The 19,775-nt window shown below is 70.3% G+C and carries 13 protein-coding genes; 1 reads left to right on the plus strand and 12 read right to left on the minus strand.

Translation table 11 applies throughout. The features are described from left to right. Positions 1–26: 26 nt before the first annotated feature. The 8 genes from D7D94_RS00785 to D7D94_RS00820 form a co-directional block, all read right to left on the minus strand. Positions 27–671, minus strand: a complete 645-nt coding sequence (locus D7D94_RS00785; RefSeq protein ID WP_156240781.1) for a YesL family protein — start codon at positions 669–671, stop codon at positions 27–29. A 2-nt stretch (positions 672–673) separates the two neighbouring features. Continuing rightward, on the minus strand, positions 674–1,564 hold the full coding sequence (locus tag D7D94_RS00790) for a carbohydrate ABC transporter permease (protein WP_156240782.1): 891 nt from the start codon (positions 1,562–1,564) through the stop codon (positions 674–676). Beyond that, a complete protein-coding gene (locus tag D7D94_RS00795) occupies positions 1,561–2,544 on the minus strand; it encodes a carbohydrate ABC transporter permease (protein ID WP_156240783.1) in 984 nt (327 codons plus the stop codon). The genes D7D94_RS00790 and D7D94_RS00795 overlap by 4 nt, the downstream gene beginning before the upstream one ends. 69 nt (positions 2,545–2,613) lie before the next feature. Next, complete coding sequence (locus D7D94_RS00800) at positions 2,614–3,918, minus strand: ABC transporter substrate-binding protein (protein ID WP_156240784.1); 1,305 nt, start codon at positions 3,916–3,918, stop codon at positions 2,614–2,616. A gap of 155 nt (positions 3,919–4,073) precedes the next feature. After that, the gene (locus D7D94_RS00805; RefSeq protein ID WP_246171827.1) at positions 4,074–5,360 is read right to left on the minus strand and encodes an ABC transporter substrate-binding protein; all 1,287 of its coding nucleotides are present in this window, start codon (positions 5,358–5,360) and stop codon (positions 4,074–4,076) included. A 96-nt stretch (positions 5,361–5,456) separates the two neighbouring features. Further along, the gene (locus tag D7D94_RS00810; RefSeq protein ID WP_156240785.1) at positions 5,457–6,386 is read right to left on the minus strand and encodes a DUF6807 domain-containing protein; all 930 of its coding nucleotides are present in this window, start codon (positions 6,384–6,386) and stop codon (positions 5,457–5,459) included. Beyond that, entirely contained in the window at positions 6,379–7,518 is a 1,140-nt protein-coding gene (locus D7D94_RS00815; protein WP_156240786.1) for a Gfo/Idh/MocA family protein, read from the minus strand. The genes D7D94_RS00810 and D7D94_RS00815 overlap by 8 nt, the downstream gene beginning before the upstream one ends. Before the next feature lie 72 nt (positions 7,519–7,590). Continuing rightward, a complete protein-coding gene (locus D7D94_RS00820) occupies positions 7,591–9,366 on the minus strand; it encodes an ABC transporter ATP-binding protein (RefSeq protein ID WP_156240787.1) in 1,776 nt (591 codons plus the stop codon). Positions 9,367–9,408: 42 nt separating this feature from the next. Between D7D94_RS00820 and D7D94_RS00825 the strand changes: the two genes are divergently transcribed. Further along, complete coding sequence (locus tag D7D94_RS00825; RefSeq protein WP_156240788.1) at positions 9,409–10,077, plus strand: rhamnogalacturonan acetylesterase; 669 nt, start codon at positions 9,409–9,411, stop codon at positions 10,075–10,077. Positions 10,078–10,128: 51 nt separating this feature from the next. On the opposite strand, the gene D7D94_RS00830 is transcribed toward D7D94_RS00825, so the two are convergent. The 4 genes from D7D94_RS00830 to D7D94_RS00845 form a co-directional block, all read right to left on the minus strand. Further along, positions 10,129–15,117, minus strand: a complete 4,989-nt coding sequence (locus D7D94_RS00830; RefSeq protein WP_156240789.1) for a rhamnogalacturonan lyase family protein — start codon at positions 15,115–15,117, stop codon at positions 10,129–10,131. Between the two features lie 262 nt (positions 15,118–15,379). Further along, positions 15,380–16,384: a LacI family DNA-binding transcriptional regulator gene (locus D7D94_RS00835; protein WP_156240790.1), complete on the minus strand. Its 1,005-nt coding sequence runs from the start codon at positions 16,382–16,384 to the stop codon at positions 15,380–15,382. A gap of 84 nt (positions 16,385–16,468) precedes the next feature. Beyond that, positions 16,469–17,434 carry an acetylxylan esterase gene (locus tag D7D94_RS00840; RefSeq protein WP_156240791.1) on the minus strand — a complete coding sequence of 322 codons (966 nt, stop codon included), beginning with the start codon at positions 17,432–17,434 and terminating at the stop codon, positions 16,469–16,471. Positions 17,435–17,541: 107 nt separating this feature from the next. Continuing rightward, positions 17,542–19,752 (minus strand): NADP-dependent isocitrate dehydrogenase, encoded by a 2,211-nt coding sequence (locus tag D7D94_RS00845; RefSeq protein WP_156240792.1) that lies wholly within the window; start codon positions 19,750–19,752, stop codon positions 17,542–17,544. Positions 19,753–19,775: the final 23 nt, after the last annotated feature.

The following is a 19,775-nucleotide window of genomic DNA, read 5'->3' on the forward strand; positions in this document are numbered from 1 at the left end:
CCTCGTTCTTCTCGTGTGTCGGATGGTCAGTGGGTGCGGCGCGGACGCTCGGGCACCGCGACGACGGCGAGTGCCGCGCAGCCGAGCGCGGGCACGATGAGGGGGATGAGCATCCACGTCGCCAGCGCCACGAAGCAGGCGGCGACGACGAGGTAGAGCGCCCCCGGGATGTCGCGAGCCGCGCTTCCGGGGAGTGAGCGGATGGCCGCGAGCCACCCGGTCTCGGGTCGCCAGGCGCCGGCCGCCGCGAGGAGGGCGCCGGCGACGACCGCTGCGAGGACGGCGCCCACGACGCCGATCACCTCGCCGCCGGGCAGTGCGCTCGTGGTCGCGAGCAGGATGTCGGCGGCGAGCACCGCCGCGATGACGGCGGAGACGAGGCCCACGAGGATCCCGGAGGGGAGGAGCGCGCGTCGGAAGTCGTTCCAGAACGCTCGCAGCGACGAGTCCTCCGCTGCCACGTACCGCCGCAGGTGCCGGGACCCCGCCGCGAGAGCGGCGGGCAGGGTGACGACGAGGATGCCCGCCCCCGTGACGAGCACGCCGGTGAGCAGCACCTCGCCGAAGAGGGCGAACGCGCCGGAGGCGCCGGGGTTGCGACCCGGCGGCTCTCGGGTCGGACCCGCGCCGGACGCCGCCGCCCGTCGCGCGTCTCGCTCGCGTCTGGTCATCGTCAGCCCTTGAGGCCCTGGGTGGCGACGCCGCCGATGAGGAAGCGTTGGAAGACGATGAAGAAGAGCAGGACGGGGATGAGGGCGACGAAGCTGGCGGTGACGGTGGCGCCGTAGTCGCTGGCGGAGGTCTGGTCGTTGTAGAGGCGCAGGGCGATGGGGAGGGGGTAGTTCTCGGGGCTGTTGAGGTAGAGCAGCGGGCCCATGAAGTCGTTCCAGGTCCAGATGAAGGTGAAGATCGCGGAGGTGATGAGGGCGGGCTTGACCAGGGGCAGGATGATCGACCAGAAGATGCGGGCGTGGCCGGCGCCGTCGATGCGGGCGGCTTCGTCCATGTCGCGGGGGATCTGGCGGATGAACTGCACGATGAGGAACACGAAGAACGCCTCGGTGGCGAGGAATTTCGGGAGGATCAGGGGCACGAAGGTGTCCACGAACCCGAGCTTCTGGAACCAGATGTACTGGGGGATGATCACGACGTGGAACGGCAGCAGCAGGGTGCCGATCATCGCGGTGAACAGGATCCCGAGGCCCTTGAACTTCACCCGGGCGAACGCGTACGCGGCGAGGGCGGAGGACAGCACGGTGCCGATGACGGCGGACACGGCGAGGATGAGGGAGTTGGAGAAGAACGTCCACATCGAGATGCCCGCGATGCCCTCGGCGACCTTGACGTAGTTGTCCAGGGTGGGGGCGTTGGGGATGAGGCCCTGGTTGGAGCCGAACTCGCTGTTGGGCTTGAACGTGGAGGCGAACAGCCACAGCAGCGGGTAGATCACCACGATGGTGAGCAGGGTCAGCCCGATCATCCAGATGATCGTCTGCCCGGTGCGGCGCTTCATGCGCCGCTTGGGGGCGGGGTTCCCGGTGGTGACGAGGGCGGTGGCGGTCATCGGTCTTCTCCGGCGTAGTGGACCCAGGACTTCTGGGTGCGGAACAGCACGAACGCGAGGACACCGACGACGATGAGGATGATCCACGCGATCGCGGCGGCGTATCCGAACTGGCCGTCCGCGAAGCCGCGCTTGTAGAGGTACAGGGTGATGAAGTTCGTCATCCCCGCCGGCCCTCCGGAGCCGTTGGAGATGATGTACGCGGACGCGAACACCTGGAACGCTCCGATGAGCTCCAGCAGCAGGTTGAAGAAGATCACCGGCGACAGCATCGGCACGGTGACGGCCTTGAAGCGGCGGATCGCTCCGGCGCCGTCCATCTCCGCGGCCTCGTACAGCTCCTTGGGGACCTGCTTCAGCCCGGCGAGGAAGATGACCATCGTCCCGCCGAACTGCCACACCGCCAGCAGGATCATCATCGGCACGACGAGGTCGACGTTCCCGACCCACCCGCCGACGTTGATCCCCAGCACCGACAGGCCGGAGTCGACGGGCCCGTTCGTGTTGAACATCGCCCGCCACACGATCGCGACCGACACCGACGCGCCGATCAGCGACGGGGCGTAGAACGCCGATCGGAAGAACGCCGCGCCCTTGTCGCGGTAGTTCAGCAGCATCGCCACCGCCAACGCGGCGGCGAGCTTGATCGGGGTGCCCACGATGACGTACACGAGGGTGATCTGTGCGGACTGGATGAACTGCGGGTCGTCGGTGAACATCCGCACGTAGTTGCCCAGCCCCACCCACTTCGGGTCGGAGAACAGGTTGTACGAGGTGAACGACAGGTACAGCGAGTACGCCATCGGGCCCACCGTGAGCCCGAAGAACCCCACCAGCCACGGCGCGAGGAACGCATACCCCGCCAGCGACTCCCGCCAGCCCTTCTTCCGCAGCCCCGGCCGCAGCGGCGGCACCGTCGCCCGCGAGCGCTTCCCGTCCTTGTCGGACGTGACGACCGCTTTCGTCAAAGTCGTGGTCATGATCTCCCGATCGAGAAAAACAAGTAAGAGAAGCGGTGGCCCGAACCGGCGGCCCGGGCCACCCGCGAATCACTGATTGAGGACGACGTCCATCTCCGAGAAGAACTGATCCACGGCCTCATCCACCGTCACCGTCCCGTAGCCGAGCTCCTGACCGAGCTGACGGAACTTCTCCTCCAGCGTGCCGTAGCCGACGATCGGCACCGGCGGAGCGTCGCCGAGGCGGTCGGAGATCGACTCCTCGTAGTCCGCGATCTGCTGGCTGAGTGCATCGAGGTCCGCCGCCTCCAGGGCGGTGGTCGATGCGGGAAGGCCTCGGTTGGTGCCGAAGATCTCTCCCGACTCGGGGGAGTTCACGAGGAAGTCCACGAGTGTGGCCGCCGCCTCCGGGTGATCGGTCGACGCGGCGATCGAGTGCAGCATGGAGGGCTTGAGATACAGATCCTGCGCGCCCTCGACGGTGACGGGGGGAGCGGCGAGCCCCAGCTCCGGGTAGCCCTCGCCGAGGTTGCCGAGGTACCCGGCGCCGAAGTTGTCCCACGTCAGCTCGCTCGCGGTGAGAGCGGAGTCGAAGCCGGACAGGGGATAGACCTCTTCGAGCTGCTGGGCGCGGATGATGGCGTCCGAGTCCCGCAGCTCGGCGCCCTGCTCCCAGAACGCGCGCAGGTCGTCCTCGGTGAAGTTCGGCTCGCCCTCCTCCGTGAAGAGGTCCTCGCCATTCGCGCGCTGCTGGATCTCGAAGTTCTGGATGCGTCCGGTCCAGTCCGTGCCGCCGAAGAACTCCTCGCCGGCCGCCGCGGCGCCCTCCGAGATGTCGCCCATCCAGGCGTTGTAGTCGTCCCAGCTGCCGCCGGCGAAGTCCTCGACGCCCGCCTTCTCGAGCAGCACGGGGTTGGTGTAGAGACCCCACGCGTTCGTCGACGTGGGGATGCCGTACGTGCCGTCGGCGACCTCGCCGATGGCGAGGATGTCGTCGGAGAGCGGCTCGTCGTCGATGAGTCCGCCCAGGAAGGGCTTGAGGTCGAGGAGCAGACCGTTCTCCGAGTACTGGCGCAGGTACGAGTAGTCGAACTGCATGACGTCGGGGAGTCCGCCGCCGGCCGCCTCGGTCTGGCGCTTCTCCCAGAAGGCGGGGAAGTCGAGGAACGAGCTCTGGATGGTGATGTTGGGGTATTCCTCGTTGAAGGCGGCGAAGGCCTTGTCGTAGAGGTCGGCGCGCACGTCGTTGCCCCAGAAGGCGAACGTGAGCGTCACCTCCTCGTTCGGGTCGAGCGTCTCCGCGGCCTCCTCCTGGGAGCCCGAGCAGCCGGCGAGCGTGAGCCCGCCGATCGTGACCAGGGCCGCCGCGGCGGCCATCCTCTTGGTGCGGAACATCGATGTCCTCTCAGAACGACGTCGTTCGAGCCCAGATGGGCGAGCGTCAGGGGAAAACGCTTGCCCACGACCCTAGCGTGCGAAAAAACGTTTCTCAAGTGCGGAAGTGAACGGGCCCCGCGCCGTTGTCATTCTGTGACGCGGGGCCGCGTCGATCAGCTGCCGAGGATGACGTCGGCCTCGGCGAAGAACTGCGAGACCGCGTCGTCGACGTTCACGGTGCCCAGGCCGAGCTCCTTGCCGAGGTCCCAGAACTTCTGCTCGAGCGATCCGTAACCCACCACGGGCGCGGGCGGGGCGTCGCCGATGCGGTCCTCGACCGACGCGATGAAGTCGGCGACCTGCTTGTCCGGTCCTTCGAGCGTGGCCCCCTCGAGCTTCGTCTCCGACGCGGGGAAGCCCAGCGACGTGCCGAAGATCTCGCCCGCGTCGGGGCTGTTCACGACGAAGTCGAGGAAGATGGCGGCGGCTTCGGGGTGGTCGCTGGACTCGGAGACGGCCATCTGCAGGCCGGCCTGACGGTAGAGGTCCGCCGAGCCTTCCTCATCCGTGGGCGGCGCCACCATCGAGATGCTGGACGCGCCCGAGTCGCCGAGGTATGCGGCGATGAAGTTGCTCCAGCTGGCCTCGCTCGCGGTCACGTTGCCGCCGAACCCGGAGACCGGGCTCAGCTCCTCGAGGCGCTGTTGAGGAACCACGACGCCGTCGCGGTCCGCGGCGCCGCGCTCCCAGAACGCGCGCAGGTCGTCCTCGTCGAAGCCGAGTTCGCCCTCCTCCGTGAAGAGGTTGCCGCCCTGCGCGCGCAGCACGTTCTCGAAGTTCTGGATGCGCTGCGTGTAGTCGGTGCCGCCGAAGACCGCGCCATCCGTCGCCTCGGTGACCTCTGCCATCCACGCGGAGTAGTCCTCGAAGCTCGTCCCGCCCGCATACGGCTCGATGCCGTACTCCGCGAGGATGTCGTCGTTGAGGAAGACCGACCAGGTGCTGAAGCCGAGCGGCAGCGAGTACTGCGTGCCGTCGAGCTCGCCGGTGCCCAGCAGGCCCTCGTCGATGGCGGACGTGTCGATGTAGTCCCCGTACTCGCTCAGGTCGGCGAGGAGGCCGTTCTGCGCGTACTGGCGCAGGTAGGTGTCCGAGAACTGCCAGACGTCCGGGAGGCCGCCGCCCGCCGCCTCGGTCTGCCGCTTCTCCCAGTAGGAGGGGAAGTCGCTGAACGACCCGTTGACCGTGATGTTCGGGTGCTCCTCGTTGAACGCGTCGATGAGCTGCTGGTACCGCTGCGCGCGGTCGTCGTTGCCCCACCAGGTGAAGGTGAGCTCGACCTCCTCCTCCGGGTCGTACTCGCCCGACCCGCCGGCCGCTCCCGAACATCCCGCCAGTGCGAGGGATGCGATCCCGATCCCTGCCGTGGCCGTGGCCATCCGCATGATCCGTCGCTTCATCGCCGTGCTCCTGTCTGCTTCGTCGCTGTGTCGCGGAAGCGCATTCCATCGATGGAAAACGCTTCCCGCGTTCACGCTAACGGGAGCAGAAACGTTTCACAAGCCGACGCCGAGATCCTCGGCCAGCAGTGCCAGCTCCGCCGCGTCCCGCTCGCGATCGAGGAACGCGAACCGATGCGCGAGGTGGAGCTCGGCGCCCGGGGCGAGGACGACGGTCTCGGAGAACGTCGGGGACGGCGCGAGCGTGGGGAACGGCTCCGACCGGACGAACCACCGCACCTCGGGCTCGCCGCTCGAGCGCCCGGCGAAGGCGAGCACGGTGGCGCCGCCGTCGAGCTCGTCGAGGGGGCCGGAGAGCGCGAGCCAGGGCGTTGCCGCCCCCATCGCGGCGTCGGCGGCCGCGCCGCTGCGGGTCACCGGTCCGTCCGCCTCCGGCACGGTGACGGCCCCGCCGGTGAACGAGCGGGCCAGGCGGAGGAAGACGCCGGAGTAGCCCGCGTTCTCGCGTCCGTTGGTCGTCGGGCTCCCCAGCACGAGATCCTGGTCGGAGACGTTGCGCAGCACGGTCGTGAGATCCAGCACCCACCGGCTGTCGGCGACGTCGAGGGAGTGGAATCGCATCGTGCGTCGCTCGCGCAGCCATTCCGATCCCGCCTGCGTCACCCACGTGAGCTCCTCCTCAACGACCGCGGCATCGCCATCCGCGAGCGTCGTGAAGGCGTCGTGGCGGATGCGGCCGACATTGTCGAGCGGGATGTAGCCCTCGCCGTGCACGTAGGTGTTGCCGCCCCAGAAGTTCTCGCCGGAGACGTCGGTGAGCGTCATCTGCAGGCCCTTGTGCCAGCGATGGTCCCAGGGGCGGAAGCCCGTGAGCGGTGCGCCCGCCAGGGTGCGGATCGGGTGCAGATACGGCTTCGGGCCCTCGAACGCCGGCGCGTCCTCGTCGTAGACGTAGCGGGCGAGCTCCACGCCGTCGGCGGAGACGGTGACCGCGGTGGCGGACCGGGCGATGGTGAAATCAGGCATCCGCCGCCTCCTCTCGGGTCGAGCGGATGGTGCCCGCGTGGATGAGCGCGGTGGCGCGCGCGGCGTCGGGGCCGGCCATCGAGGCGTAGAAGTCGTCGCCGGGCACGAGCTCGCCGCGGGCGACGGAGCGGCCGGTCAGCGCCGACTTGTACATGCCGGCTGCGAGCTCCATGACGCGGCGGCCGTCGTCGCCGGACGCCCGCGGACGCTCGCCCCGCTCCATGCAGTCGACGACGTGCGTGAACTGCGGCACGTGCGTCGAGCTCGACACGTCCTCTGCGGGCGCCCAGCTCGCCGCCGTCTCCGCATCCACGCCGGGTGCGGGCGTCCACGTCCAGTGCGAGTTGTCGTATCCGTAGAGGTGCTCGACCTCGACCGTGGCCCGCTCGAAGTCCACGCGCACGCGGCTGGTCTCGCGCGGCGACAGCAGGCTGTTGGAGATCGAGCAGAGCGCGCCGGAGGCGAAGCGCACGACGGCGAAGGAGACGTCCTCCGTCTCGGTGTCGCGGGCGAGCGTGGACATGATGGCGGTGACGTCGGTCCACTCGCCGAGGAGCGAGAGCAGCGTGTCCATCTGGTGGATGCCGTGGCCCATGGTGGGTCCGCCGCCCTCGGTCGCCCACTTCCCGCGCCACGGTACGGCGAAGTAGTCGGGCGTGCGGTACCAGAGGGTGTCGCACTGCGCCACGAGCGGACGGCCGAGCGAGCCATCCGCGATCAGTGCGCGCAGGCGCTCGGCCGCGCTGCCGAACCGGTGCTGGAAGACGTACGAGGCGAACGGCCCGTTCTCGCCCTCGTGTGCGGCGATCTCGTCGTAGTCGGCGAGAGACAGGGTCGGCGGCTTCTCCGACAGCACCCACGCGCCGGCCTCCAGAGCGGCGATCGCGGCGTCCTTGTGGGCGATCGGGGGAGTGGCGAGGGTCACGAGGTCCGGCTTCTCGGCCGCGAGGAGTTCGGCGAGATCGGTGTGCCAGGCGGGGATGCCGAACTCGCTCGCCGCCGCCTCGGCGGCGCTCGCGTTCACGTCCGCCACGGCGACCACCTCGACGCGGTCGCCCAGGGCGGCGAGGCTCGGGAGGTGCTGGCCGCGGGAGATGGCTCCCGTTCCGATGACGGCGACGCGGATGGGCATGGTGCTCCTTTGCAGGGGGTGGCGCGGGTGCGGAAAGCGCTTGCCGCTACGCTACCGCAGATCGCGGCGAGGTCAGAGGGCCTGCGTGAGATGAAGTTCGGCGTAGCGGCCGCCCTGCGCGAGGAGCGCATCGTGGGACCCCTGCTCCACGACGCGGCCGCGCTCGAGCACGACGATGCGGTCGGCGCTGCGGACCGTGGAGAGACGGTGCGCGACGACGAGGGTGGTGCGCCCCGTCATCAGCCGATCGAGAGCCTGCTTCACGAGCTGCTCCGATTCGGGATCGAGAGCGCTCGTCGCCTCGTCGAGGAGCAGGATGCGCGGGTCGCGGACCAGGGCACGCGCGATGGCGATGCGCTGTCGCTGCCCACCCGAGAGCCGCGCCCCGCGCTCGCCGACGACGGTGTGCCATCCGTCGGGCAGGTCGTCGACGAACTGCAGGGCGTTCGCGTCGCGGAGCGCGGCGCGCACGCGCGCGTCGTCGGCGTCGTCCAAGCCGTAGGCGACGTTGTCGCGGATCGTGCCCTCGAAGAGCACCGACTCCTGCGGCACGACGGACACATGGCGGCGGACGCTGCGCAGGTCCAGCTCGCGCGTGTCCTGCCCGTCGAGGAGGATGCGGCCGGAGGTGGGGCGCACGAAGCCGAGGACGAGGTTCAGCATGGTCGACTTGCCCGAGCCGGACGAGCCGACGAACGCGACGGTCTCGCCCGCGGGGATCGTGAGGGACACGTCGCGGATGGCGTCGCCGGCGGCCTCCGGGTAGCGGTGCGTGACCCGGTCGAGCTCGATCCGTCCGGTCACGCTCGAGACGTGTCGGCGCCCTTCGTTGATCTCGACGTCGGGCTCCTCGAGCACCTCCGCGATCGACCGCGCCGACTCGATGCCGCGCGCGGCGACGGGTAGGAGCATGAGCAGCTGGGTGAGGCCCTGCGTGAGGAGGGTGAAGTACGACGACAGCATGACGACCTCGCCCGGCGTGATCGGCACGATCCCGGTCAGGGAGAAGATCGCCGCGAGCACGAGGCAGGCGGCGCCCAGCAGCTGCATGGCGACCCAGGACATCGACGCGATGCGCCCGTTGAGGAGGTCGAGGACGAAGCCCGCGCGGCGGACCTCGTCGGCGCCGGCGGCCACGCGGGTCACGGCCGTCTCCTCCAGGCCGTGGGCGCGCGTGATCGGGATGAGCGAAGCCATCTCGCCCACCCGCGCGGAGAACCCCTCGACCTCGCGTCGAAACCGCTCGTTGCTCGCTCGCATGCGGCGCGCCGTCGTCCAGCGGATGAGCACGGCCACCGGGACGGCGAGCAGATAGACGGGGAGGAACTCGGGCACGACGACCGCGGTCATCGTGACGGCGCCGACGAGCACCATCGTGGCCGACAGCAGCGGATGCATGACCTGCTGCAGCATCACCTCGATGTTCTCGACGTCGCGCACCACCTTCGTCTGCACGACCGAGGCGCTCGCACGGGTGTGGAAGCCGATCGACAGCTGCTGCAGATGAGCGGCGAGGCTGTTGCGGAGCTCGGCGCCGGTGTCGCGGACGACGCGCGCGAACATCCGCGTGTAGAGGATGTGGTTCGGATAGTTCTGCAGCAGGAGGACGGCGGCCAGCGCGAACCAGCCGATGACCGCCATGACGTCGCCGTCGTCCGCGACGATGTCGACGATCGCGGCCGTGATCACCGGGAGTGCCCACATCGGGATCTCCTTGAGCGTGAAGGCGGCGACCGCGACGGCCATCCGCCCGGGGCGCCGCCCGAGGAGCCTGATGACCGAGCGCGTCGGATGCGCCCCGTCGATGCGGACGGGCCGCAAGCGGCGGGGAAGCGTTTTCTCGGTCACGATGTCATGCTAGGGACTTCTCACCCCCGGAAGGAACTCGACATGACGTATCACCTCGTCGGCGATTCGACCGTCGCCGCCTGCCCGGCCGTCGAGCGCCCCATGTCGGGGTGGGGAGCGCATCTCGCGCCCTTCGTCGGTGCGCCCGTCGACAACCGGGCGGTGGGCGGCTCGACGACGGAGGACTGCCTGCGCGAGGTCTGGCCGGGACTGCTCCCCGAGATCGCTGCGGACGACACCGTGCTCATCCAGTTCGGACACAACGACCAGAAGCTGCCCCACCTCGACGCGCGCGGCGGCTATGCCGAGCGGCTGCGCACGATGGTCGCGGATGTGCGCGATCGAGGCGCGGCGCCCGTGCTCTGCACGTCGGTGGAGCGGCGCTGGTTCGAGGGCGACCGGGTGACCCCCACCCACGGCGACTACCCGAACGCCGTGCGAGATCTCGCGCACGAGCTCGATGTGCCGCTCATCGACCTCAACGCGTTCACGACCTGGCTCTACGAGGACCTCGGTCCGGAGGGATCGGTCGCGCTCCTGTGCCACTTCGCCCCGGGCGAGCACCCGCACTGGCCCGACGGACTCGCCGACGACACGCATTTCCACGAGCGCGGCGCCCGGCGGATCGCGGCCTTCGTCGCGCGCTCGCTGCGGGCGATCGAGCGACGCGATGGCGATCAGCCCGCGCGCGGCACACAGCTCGTCAGCTGAACCGAGGGGAGCGGCCCCGGGCGGGACGACAGTCCGGGGCCGCTCGCTTCCTCACTTGACGCGGACGGTGATCTCCTTCGTCTCGGTCTCGCCGGCGGCATTGGTCAGCACCGCGCGGTACACGTACTCACCGGATGCACGTTCGGAGATCTCGGTCGACACGGACTGCGCCCGGGGTGTTGCCGCCGTCAGCTCCTGCTCATCGACGAGCTCGCCGTTCTCGTAGAGGCGGTACGCCGTGGCGTTCGTGCCCCACCACAGGTTCGCGGTGACGGTGTAGCCGCCGTCGCGATCCCAGTTGTCGTGCGAGAGCACGGCCTTCCCCGGGTTCGCGTCGGTCACCTTGACCGTCACCGGCTTGCACGGCGTGGCGCCGTGCTGGTTGACGAGCTCGCACGTGTACTCGTAGGTGCCGTTCGCCCGTCCGCTCACCTCGAACGAGAACTCCTGCGCCTGCGGCGTGACGTCGGCCAGGTGCGCTTGCGTGAGCAGCCCTCCGTTCTCGTACAGACGGATGGTGTGGGCGTTCTGCCCGTGCCACAGGTTCATCGTCACGGTGTGGTCGCCGTCCTTCAGCCCGTGCGTCCATCCGCTCGTCGTGGACAGGACCCCCGTGCCGGGAGCCGCGGTCGCGGGGCCGGGGACGACCTCCGCCGCCGGCGCCTCCGTCGTGTACGCCAGGCGCGGCGCCGCGGGGGTCTCCATGCCCTCGCCGAGGTAGTAGCTCGTGTGCGGGGGCTGGTTGTAGCCGCTCAGCTGCCAGGCGATCGACAGTCGATACTGCGGGTCCGACAGGAGCGTGCGCAGACGGTGCTCGGTGACGTCCGTGGTGGTGAACATCCGCAGGGCCGACGAGTCGACCGTGCGGTACACGAGCTCCTCGCGCCAATCGCCGAGGAGATCCGCCTGCAGAGCGGGATTGCCCTTCGTGTCGTTGTTCGTGAGCACGCCCTCCGGCTCGAAGATCGGCACCTCGCGCTCGTTCTCGTAGTCCCACTTCGACACGACCGGCGTGCCGGTGCGCGTCGCCGTGTCGAACGAGTGGTCGACGATCTCGCTCAGGAGGTCGCCGTCCCACTGCGCGACGAAGTTCGCCGCCGGGATGGCCGTGGCGATCTCCTCGCCGGAGACGTTGCGCAGCGACCCCTCCCGGGAGTCCCACGCGGCCGTCCCGCCGATGTTCCATCCCTCGGCCCCGTCGTACCGCGGGTCGATGTCGGCCATCGCGGCGCGCCCGGTGTCCTTCTCGGCGGGGACGCTCCAGAGCACCTCTCCCGTGGCGGCGTCACGGAAGGTGGCGCCGGTGTCGCCGGACGCGCCCATGTCCTCGTGCGCGGAGTACACCTCGAGGCCCGGACGAGACGGATCGAAGTCGCTCACGTGCTGAGCGTCGCCGTGCCCGAGGCCCGTGGAGTACAGGCCGGTGCCGTCATCATCGATCGCAGCCGAGCCGAAGACGATCTCGTCCTTGCCGTCGGCGTCGACGTCGGCCATGGTCAGGCCGTGGTTGCCCTGACCGGCGTAATCGCCGTTCCCCTTCGCCGAGGAGTCGAAGACCCACCGCCGGGTGAGGCTCGCCCCGTCGAAGTCGAAGGCCGCGATCACCGCGCGCGTGTAGTAGCCGCGCGAGAACACCGCACTCGGGTGCTCGCCATCGAGGTACGCGACCCCCGCGAGGAAGCGGTCGACGCGGTTGCCGTACGTGTCGCCCCAGGAGCCGACGTCGCCGCGACCCGGCACGTAGTCGATGGTGTCGATCGCGCGCCCGGTCGTGCCCTCGAAGACCGTGAGGTACTCCGGTCCCGTGAGGATGTAGCCGGATGAGTTGCGCCAGTCCTTGCTGCCGTCCCCGATCACCGTGCCCTGGCCGTCCATCGTGCCGTCGGCGGTCTTGACCACCACCTCGGCTCGGCCGTCCGAGTCGAAGTCGTAGACCTGCGGCTGGGAGTAGTGCGCGCCCGCGCGGATGTTGATGCCGAGATCGATGCGCCAGAGCTGCGTCCCGTCGAGCTCGTAGGCGTCGAGGTAGACGTTGCCGGTGTAACCCGCCTTGGAGTTGTCCTGCGAGTTCGTCGGGTCCCACTTGACGACGTACTCGAGCTGGCCGTCGCCGTCGAGGTCCGCGACCGACACGTCGTTCGCGCGGTACGAGTACGGCTGGCCGTCCTTCGTGTAGGCATCCGCCGGCTTGTTCAACGGGATGTCGAGGGACTGCCCGTCCCACGGGGTGAACTCGTCCGTCGCCCAGAGTTCGGCGTCGCCGTCGACGAGCGCGACGCGGTACGTCGAGTCCGCCGTGCCGTCGGGGTCGACGAGGTTCGTCGAATCGACGACGGGTTCGGCCGTGATCCGCTTCCCGTCTCGATAGACGTGGAACGCTGCGTCCTGCGCGTCGTCGCCGAGCAGCCGCCAGCCGATGTAGACCCCGTCGCCCTGCGCGACCGCCACGGGCGCGCGATCCAGACGTTCGGCGGCACGGTCGAGGGCGGTGACGGCAGGGGTGGAGACCGGATCGGATGGGTCGGACGGACCGCCCGCATTCACCGCCTGTACGCGGTACGTGTAGGACACGGTCGTGAGGACGTCCTCATCGACGTACACGGGCTCATCCGCCCGCCCGATGACGGCGGAGTCGCCGTTCTTGTCCTCGCGGCTGACGAGATAGAACAGCGCGTCGTCGCTCTCGTCCCAGGAGAGCGCGACCGAATTCTTCAGCACGTCGCCGTGAGCGAGGCCCGTCGGCGGCGCCGGCGCATCGACCTCGGGGTCGATCAGCTCGACGTCGACGCCGACCGACGGCACCGATTCGGCGCCGCGGGCCGTCACCGTCGTCACCGCGTAGGTCACGCTCGATCCCGGCTGGGCGGTCTCGTCGACGAGGGACGTGCCCTCGGTCTCCCCGACGAGCGCGGTGCCCTCGGGCGCGGTGCGGTAGACGCGGTAGCTCGCCGCCTCCGGCGCCGCGTCCCAGGACAGCGAGGTCGAGGCGCCGGCACCCTCGAACGCGATGTCGTCGAGCCGGATGGTCGCGGGCGCGACGAGGAGCGGAGTGAGGGTGAGCCCGTTCAGGTGCCCCGTCTGCCCGGTGATGACGGTGTTCAGCTGGCCGTCGCTCACGGTGATGCCGTCGAGCACCTGCTCGCGGGACCCTCGGCTGACGGAGATCCCGCCGTAGTCGCGCCCCTCGACCTCCACCGAGGTGCGCACGGTGCCGAGGGAGTCCCCGACGGTCGCCGTCGCCGAGTAGGTGCCGTTGGGCACGTCCGCCGCGAACTCGTAGCGGCCGCCGAAGTACGCCACGAAGTCGCGCGCGATCTCGTCGCCGGCCGAGGCGCCGCGATCGCGGTCGATCATGCCGGTGGCGTCGAGCAGCCCGAAGCCCCGGTCAGCGGAGTAGGTCGTCGAGCGGTTGACCTCCGTGTAGCCGTCGGCGACGGGGGCGCCCGCGGGCTGGAAGTCGTAGCGGTACGCGGCCGCCCGCGTCGTGGCCGAGGCGATGTCGCTCACCGCTCCCTCGCCGCGGCCGTTGACGGCGCTCACGCGGAAGTCGTAGACGTCGCCCTCGTCGAGGCCGCCGACGGTCGCCTGCGGGATCGTGGAGGTGGCCGCGAGCGCGAACGCTTCCTCACCCGCGGGGCTCCGGTACACGCGGTAGATGTCGGCGCCCTCGGTGGCGTCCCAGGTGAGGGAGACCGACGAACTGGATGTCTCGGAGACCACGAGTCCGCCGACGGCGGCCGGCACCGCATCGGGAGCCGTGACCTCGACGGCCCCCGAGATCGGCAGGCCGAGTCCGGCGACGTCGAGCGCTACCAGGCGCGCCATCTGGATCGCGCCGTACTCCTGGAGATGCGTGTTGTCCTGCACGCCCGCCGGCCGGTTCGGGTAGACGCCGGCGTCGGCGTAGAGGAAGACCGACTTCGCCGCCTCCGCTCCGATCTCATCGAGGTAGGCGCGGCTGGACGCCGACAGGTCGACGAGTGCCACGTCGAGCTCCGCGGCGACGGCCTTCATCGCCTGCACGTACTCGGGGAAGCTCTCGTTGAACGCGCCCGTCTCGGCGTCGACATCGAGACGGTTCATCGGAGTGACGAGCACCGGAGTCCCGCCGCGCTGCCGCGTCCCGTTCACGAGGGTGCGGAGGTAGCCCTGGTACTGCTCGGGGGTCGTGTACCGCTCGGGAACGGACGCGGTGGCGTCGTTGTGCCCGAACTGCGCGAACACGTAGTCCTCCGGCCGCACCGCGCGCAGCACGCTGTCGAGACGCCCCTCCGTGACGAAGGTGCGCGACGATCGGCCGCCGATGGACTGATTGTCCACGGCGACGTCGTCGGTGAGGAAGCGATCGAGCATCTGACCCCATCCCGCCTGGGGCTCCCAGTAGGGGTCGTACGTCTGAACGGTCGAGTCGCCGGTGAGGTACGCCGTGGGCTGATCGGCCGCCTCCCGGGCGGGCTGAGGGGTGATGACGATGGCGTTGATGTTCGGCGCCGCGCCGGTGAAGCCGAATGACAGCTGCCCGTCGACGAGCGCGATGTCGTAGTTCATCTCGAGGTACTGGCCCGCGGGCTTCGAGGTGGTCTGGACCTTCTGGATCTCCTCGCTGCTGATCGCGATCTCGGTCGCCGCGCCGGTGTCCCCGGCGATGATGGAGACCGTGTAGTCGACGCTTCCGAGGTCGACGACGAAGGTCGAGTCGACGGGGGTGACGAAGTCGCCGCGGAGGGCGTCGCCGCCGCGGTCGGTCTCGGTCGCCGTCGCGCCCTCTGCGAAGCCGAAGCCGCGCTCGGCCGAGTAGGGCGTATCGGCCGCGACGGGGAGATACCCCTCCGCCACAGCGCCTGAGCCGAAGTCGAAGCGGACGGGCGAGCCCGCCGCCGCCATCTCCGCCGGCGTCTGCGTCGCGGCGTGCGCGCCGCCTGCCGAGAGACATCCGAATGCGACCGCCGCCGCCGTCGCGAGCGCGAGCGGCCGCACCGGCCGTCCGCTCCGACCATCCGCGTCGGCGGGTCCGCCGGCGTATGGGATTCTGCCCTTCACATCTGCTCCGATCGTGGGGGAATGTGTGCGACGTCGCACCGCAGCGCGTAGGAAAGCGCTTCCCGCGAAACTAGCGGCGGGAGCGGGGCTCGGTCAAGGGCCGCGCGAAACGTGTCGCCTTCATGAGCTCCGCTGCCGTCGGCGCGGCCGACAGCGGGACGTCGGACGCGGTGTGGGACCATCCGCTCGACCGTGGCCGCGGCGACGGCGGATGGCCAGGGCCGCGTGGCCGGACGTCGCGTCGAGCGGACGGTCCGCCCGCTCAGCCCACGGTCGAGGCGCGCACGACGAGCTCCGCGGCGAAGACCTCCGTCGCGGGCGGCTGCTCGCCCTCGCCGCGCAGCAGCGACACGAGCATCTCGCCCGCGCGGCGGCCCATGGCGCGTGCGGGCTGACGCACGGAGGTGAGCGGCACGGCGGCGATGGAGGCGAACGGGATGTCGTCGTACCCCACCACGGCGACATCGTCCGGCACGCGGAGCCCGGCGGTGAGGAGCCCATGCACGATGCCGCACGCCAGCATGTCGTTGGCGGCGAACACGGCATCGGGGCGCTCGTGCGCGGGCATGCCGGCGATGCGCGCGCCGATCTCGCTGCCGAGGCGCGGGGTGGTGCGCAGGCCGATCGTGACGTCGAGGGGAACGCCGGCCTCCTCCGCGAAGGACGCCGCGCCCCGCAGCCGGTCTCGCGTCTGGCGCACCTCCTCGCGGGCGCCGACGAACGCGAGGCGGCGCCGGCCGATCTCGACGAGGTGGCGGACGGCCATCCGCCCGCCCTGCACATTGTCGAGCGAGACCGACGGCGTGAGGCCCTGCTCATCGATGCCGTCGACGAGCGTGACGGGGATCTGCTGCGCTCGCAGCCGCTTGAGCGCGGGCGCCACGTCTCCGAAGGGGGAGACGATGACGCCCTCGACGTGGGCGAGCTCGAACAGCTCGAGGTAGCTGCTCTCCCGCTGCGCGCTGTCGTCGCTGTTGCCGAGCATGACCTGGTAGCCGGCGGCGGAGGTGGCCTCCTCGGCGCCCTCGAGCATCTCGGCGAAGAACGGGTTGCCGATGCTGATCACCGTCATGCCGATGAGTCCACTGCGCCCGGCGCGCAGCTGCTGGGCGGCGCGGAGCGGGACGTACCCCAGCTGGTCGGCCGCCGCGCGCACGCGGGTGCGGAGCTGCTCGCTGACCGCGTCGGGCCGATTGAGGGCGTTCGACACCGAGCTGATGGAGACGCCCGCGAGATCGGCGACGTCACGGATGCCCGCTCGCCTCATCCCCGCCTCCTCGCAGCGCCGGCCGCCCTGACCGGGTAAACGCTTTACGGGATCAGTCTCCCACAGCGCGCGGAGGCGAGAGCGTCACGCGAGGCGGTCGCGCAGCCACCGCAGCTGGGCGGCGCGCTGGTGCCCGCCGCCGCCCTCGTGGTTGTTGAACGGGTACACCTCGAGCGCGCGATCCTCCCCGCCCCACGCGTTGTACGCCGCGAAGACGGTCGACGGCGGGCACACGGTGTCCATCAGCGCGACCGAGAAGAGCGCGGGCGCCGTGGCGCGCGAAGCGAGGATGGCGCCGTCGAAGTACGACAGGGTGCGGTACACCTCGTCGACGCGCTCGCGGTGAGCGGCGAGGTAGGTGCGGACCTCGGCATAGGGCATGGAGTCGACGAGGGTCGTCGCGCGGGGGAAGTCGCAGAGGAACGGCACGTCGGGCATCGCCCCTGCCACATCGCCCGCGAGTGCGGCGGCCGCGATCGACAGCCCGCCGCCCTGGCTGCCGCCCGTGACGAACACCGGCAGTCCGGGCGCGAGCGCGCGGGCGGCGTCCACCGCGAGGGCGGCGTCGGTGTAGGCACGCCGGTAGTAGTAGGTCTCGGGGCTCTCGATGCCGCGGGTGAGCACGCCGGGCGCGTGGGAGCCGCTGCCGTACGGATCGGGCGTCGCCCCGCCGCCGCTGCCGTGATTCCACCCCTGCCCGCGGGTGTCGACGACGAGCCGCGCGACGCCCGCCATCGGGAATGCGCCGGTGTCGTGCGCGTGTCCACGGCCGCCGGAGTACCCGATGGACTCCACCACGACCGCGCGCGGCTCCTGACCGACGGGCACCTGCCACCACGCCGCGATCGCGTCGCCGCCGAAGCCCGCGAAGGCGACGTCGAAGACGTCCACGAGTGAGAGCCCGGCGTCCACACGCTCGACGCGCGGCGCCCATCCGGCCGCGCGGGACTCGGAGAGGGTGCGCGCCCAGAAGTCGTCGAAGTCGTCGGGAACGGGAAGGTCCGGTCGATAAGAGCGGAGCTGGTCGAGCGGAAGGTCGAAGTGCGCCATCGTCGGCGGTCCTCCTCGGTGCGAGCGTTCAGGGCCGTCGCGAGCCTAGCGTGCAGACGACGATGCCCGGCCCCCGTGGTGGGGGCCGGGCATCGTCGAGCGGATGGCTAGAGCGCGTCGATCGCGGAATTGAGCGTCTGCGAGGGGCGCATCACCGCGTCCGTCTTCGCGGGGTCGGGGCGGTAGTAGCCCCCGATGTCGGCGGGCTTGCCCTGCACCGCGAGGAGCTCCTCGACGATCTTCTGCTCGTTCGCGGCGAGCGTCTCGGCCAGTGGCGCGAACGCCGCGGCGAGGTCTGCGTCCGACGTCTGCTGCGCGAGCTCCTGCGCCCAGTACAGCGCGAGGTAGAAGTGCGAGCCGCGGTTGTCGATCGTGCCGAGCTTGCGGCCCGGCGAGCGGTCCTGCTCGAGGAACGTCGCGGTCGCGGCGTCGAGCGTGTCGGCCAGCACCTGCGCCTGAGCGTTGCCGGTGGTCTGCGCGAGGTGCTCGAACGACGCCGCGAGGGCGAAGAACTCGCCCAGCGAGTCCCAGCGGAGGTAGTCCTCCTCGACGAGCTGCTGCACGTGCTTCGGCGCCGATCCGCCGGCGCCCGTCTCGAAGAGGCCGCCGCCGGCCATCAGCGGGACGATGGAGAGCATCTTCGCCGACGTGCCGAGCTCGAGGATCGGGAACAGGTCGGTGTTGTAGTCGCGCAGCACGTTGCCGGTGACCGAGATGGTGTCGAGGCCCTGACGCATGCGCTCGAGCGAGAACGTCGTCGCCGCAGCCGGCGCGAGGATCCGCAGGTCCAGGCCGTCCGTGTCGTGCTCGGGCAGGTAGGCGTTCACCTTCGCGATGAGCTGCGCGTCGTGCGCGCGGGTCTCGTCGAGCCAGAACACGGCGGGGGTGTTCGACAGGCGCGCGCGGGTGACGGCGAGCTTCACCCAGTCGCGGATCGGCGCGTCCTTCGTCTGGCAGGCGCGCCAGATGTCGCCCTGCTCGACCTCGTGCGAGAGCACGACGTCACCCGCGGCGTTCACGACGCGGACGGTGCCGGCCGCGGCGATCTCGAAGGTCTTGTCGTGCGAGCCGTACTCCTCGGCCTTCTGCGCCATCAGGCCGACGTTGGGGACCGAGCCGATGGTCGTCGGGTCGAGCGCGCCGTTGGCCTTGCAGTCGTCGATCGTGGCCTGGTAGATGCCGGCGTACGACGAGTCGGGGATGACCGCGAGGGTGTCCTTCTCGGAGCCGTCGGGGCCCCACATGTGACCGCCGATGCGGATCATGGCCGGCATCGACGCGTCGACGATGACGTCGCTCGGGACGTGCAGGTTCGTGATGCCCTTGTCGCTGTTCACCATGGCGAGCTCGGGGCCCTCGGCGAGGGCGCGGTCGAACGCGGCGCGGATCTCGGCGCCGTTGTCGAGCTGGTCGAGACCGGCGAAGATGCCGCCGAGGCCGTTGTTCGCGGAGAGGCCCGCGGCCTCGAGGTCGGCGCCGTACTGCTCGAAGACGGGGGCGAAGAACGCGCGCACGACGTGGCCGAAGAGGATGGGGTCGGAGACCTTCATCATCGTCGCCTTGAGGTGCGCGGAGAAGAGGACGCCCTGCTCCTTGGCCTGCGCGACCGCGTCGGCGAGGAAGGCGTCGAGTGCCTTGGCGCTCATGAAGGTGGCGTCGATGACCTCGCCCTCGAGAACCGGCAGCTTCTCCTTGAGAACCGTCACCGCGCCATCCGCCGCGACGTGCTCGATGCGGAGCGTGTCGTCGGCGGGGGAGACGAAGGACTGCTCGTTCGAGCGGAAGTCGTCGTGGCCCATGGTTGCGACGGACGTCTTCGAGTCGGCAGACCAGGCGCCCATGCGGTGGGGGTGCGCCTTCGCGTACGCCTTCACCGCGCCGGGAGCGCGGCGGTCGGAGTTGCCCTGGCGGAGGACGGGGTTGACGGCCGAGCCCTTGACCTTGTCGAAGCGGGCGGCGGCGTCCTTCTCCTCGTCGGTCTGCGGGTCGTCCGGGTAGTCCGGGATGTCGTAGCCGAGCGCCTGCAGCTCCGCGATGGCGGCCTTCAGCTGCGGCGTCGACGCCGAGATGTTGGGGAGCTTGATGATGTTCGCGGCCGGGTCGTCGGCCAGGTCGCCGAGCTCGGCGAGCGCGTCGCCGAGGCGCTGGTCTTCGGTGAGACGCTCCGGGAACTGCGCGATGATGCGGCCCGCGAGCGAGATGTCGCGCGTCTCGAACTCCACACCGGCCTTCGACGCGAAGCCCGCGATGATCGGCAGCAGCGAATGCGTCGCGAGCAGCGGCGCCTCGTCGGTGTGGGTGTAGATGATCTTTGACATGAGTGAGGCGACTCCAGACGGTG

The organism is Microbacterium oryzae (genome assembly GCF_009735645.1).
Classification (GTDB): domain Bacteria; phylum Actinomycetota; class Actinomycetes; order Actinomycetales; family Microbacteriaceae; genus Microbacterium; species Microbacterium oryzae.

What these genes read in the sequence shown, in the direction of transcription:
- D7D94_RS00805 (WP_246171827.1), bottom strand. Translation starts at nt 5,360, where the DNA reads ATGAAGCGACGGATCATGCGGATGGCCACGGCCACGGCAGGGATCGGG.
- D7D94_RS00795 (WP_156240783.1), bottom strand. Translation starts at nt 2,544, where the DNA reads ATGACCACGACTTTGACGAAAGCGGTCGTCACGTCCGACAAGGACGGG.
- D7D94_RS00810 (WP_156240785.1), bottom strand. Translation starts at nt 6,386, where the DNA reads ATGCCTGATTTCACCATCGCCCGGTCCGCCACCGCGGTCACCGTCTCC.
- D7D94_RS00800 (WP_156240784.1), bottom strand. Translation starts at nt 3,918, where the DNA reads ATGTTCCGCACCAAGAGGATGGCCGCCGCGGCGGCCCTGGTCACGATC.
- D7D94_RS00840 (WP_156240791.1), bottom strand. Translation starts at nt 17,434, where the DNA reads ATGGCGCACTTCGACCTTCCGCTCGACCAGCTCCGCTCTTATCGACCG.
- D7D94_RS00835 (WP_156240790.1), bottom strand. Translation starts at nt 16,384, where the DNA reads ATGAGGCGAGCGGGCATCCGTGACGTCGCCGATCTCGCGGGCGTCTCC.
- D7D94_RS00845 (WP_156240792.1), bottom strand. Translation starts at nt 19,752, where the DNA reads ATGTCAAAGATCATCTACACCCACACCGACGAGGCGCCGCTGCTCGCG.
- D7D94_RS00815 (WP_156240786.1), bottom strand. Translation starts at nt 7,518, where the DNA reads ATGCCCATCCGCGTCGCCGTCATCGGAACGGGAGCCATCTCCCGCGGC.
- D7D94_RS00790 (WP_156240782.1), bottom strand. Translation starts at nt 1,564, where the DNA reads ATGACCGCCACCGCCCTCGTCACCACCGGGAACCCCGCCCCCAAGCGG.
- D7D94_RS00785 (WP_156240781.1), bottom strand. Translation starts at nt 671, where the DNA reads ATGACCAGACGCGAGCGAGACGCGCGACGGGCGGCGGCGTCCGGCGCG.
- D7D94_RS00825 (WP_156240788.1), top strand. Translation starts at nt 9,409, where the DNA reads ATGACGTATCACCTCGTCGGCGATTCGACCGTCGCCGCCTGCCCGGCC.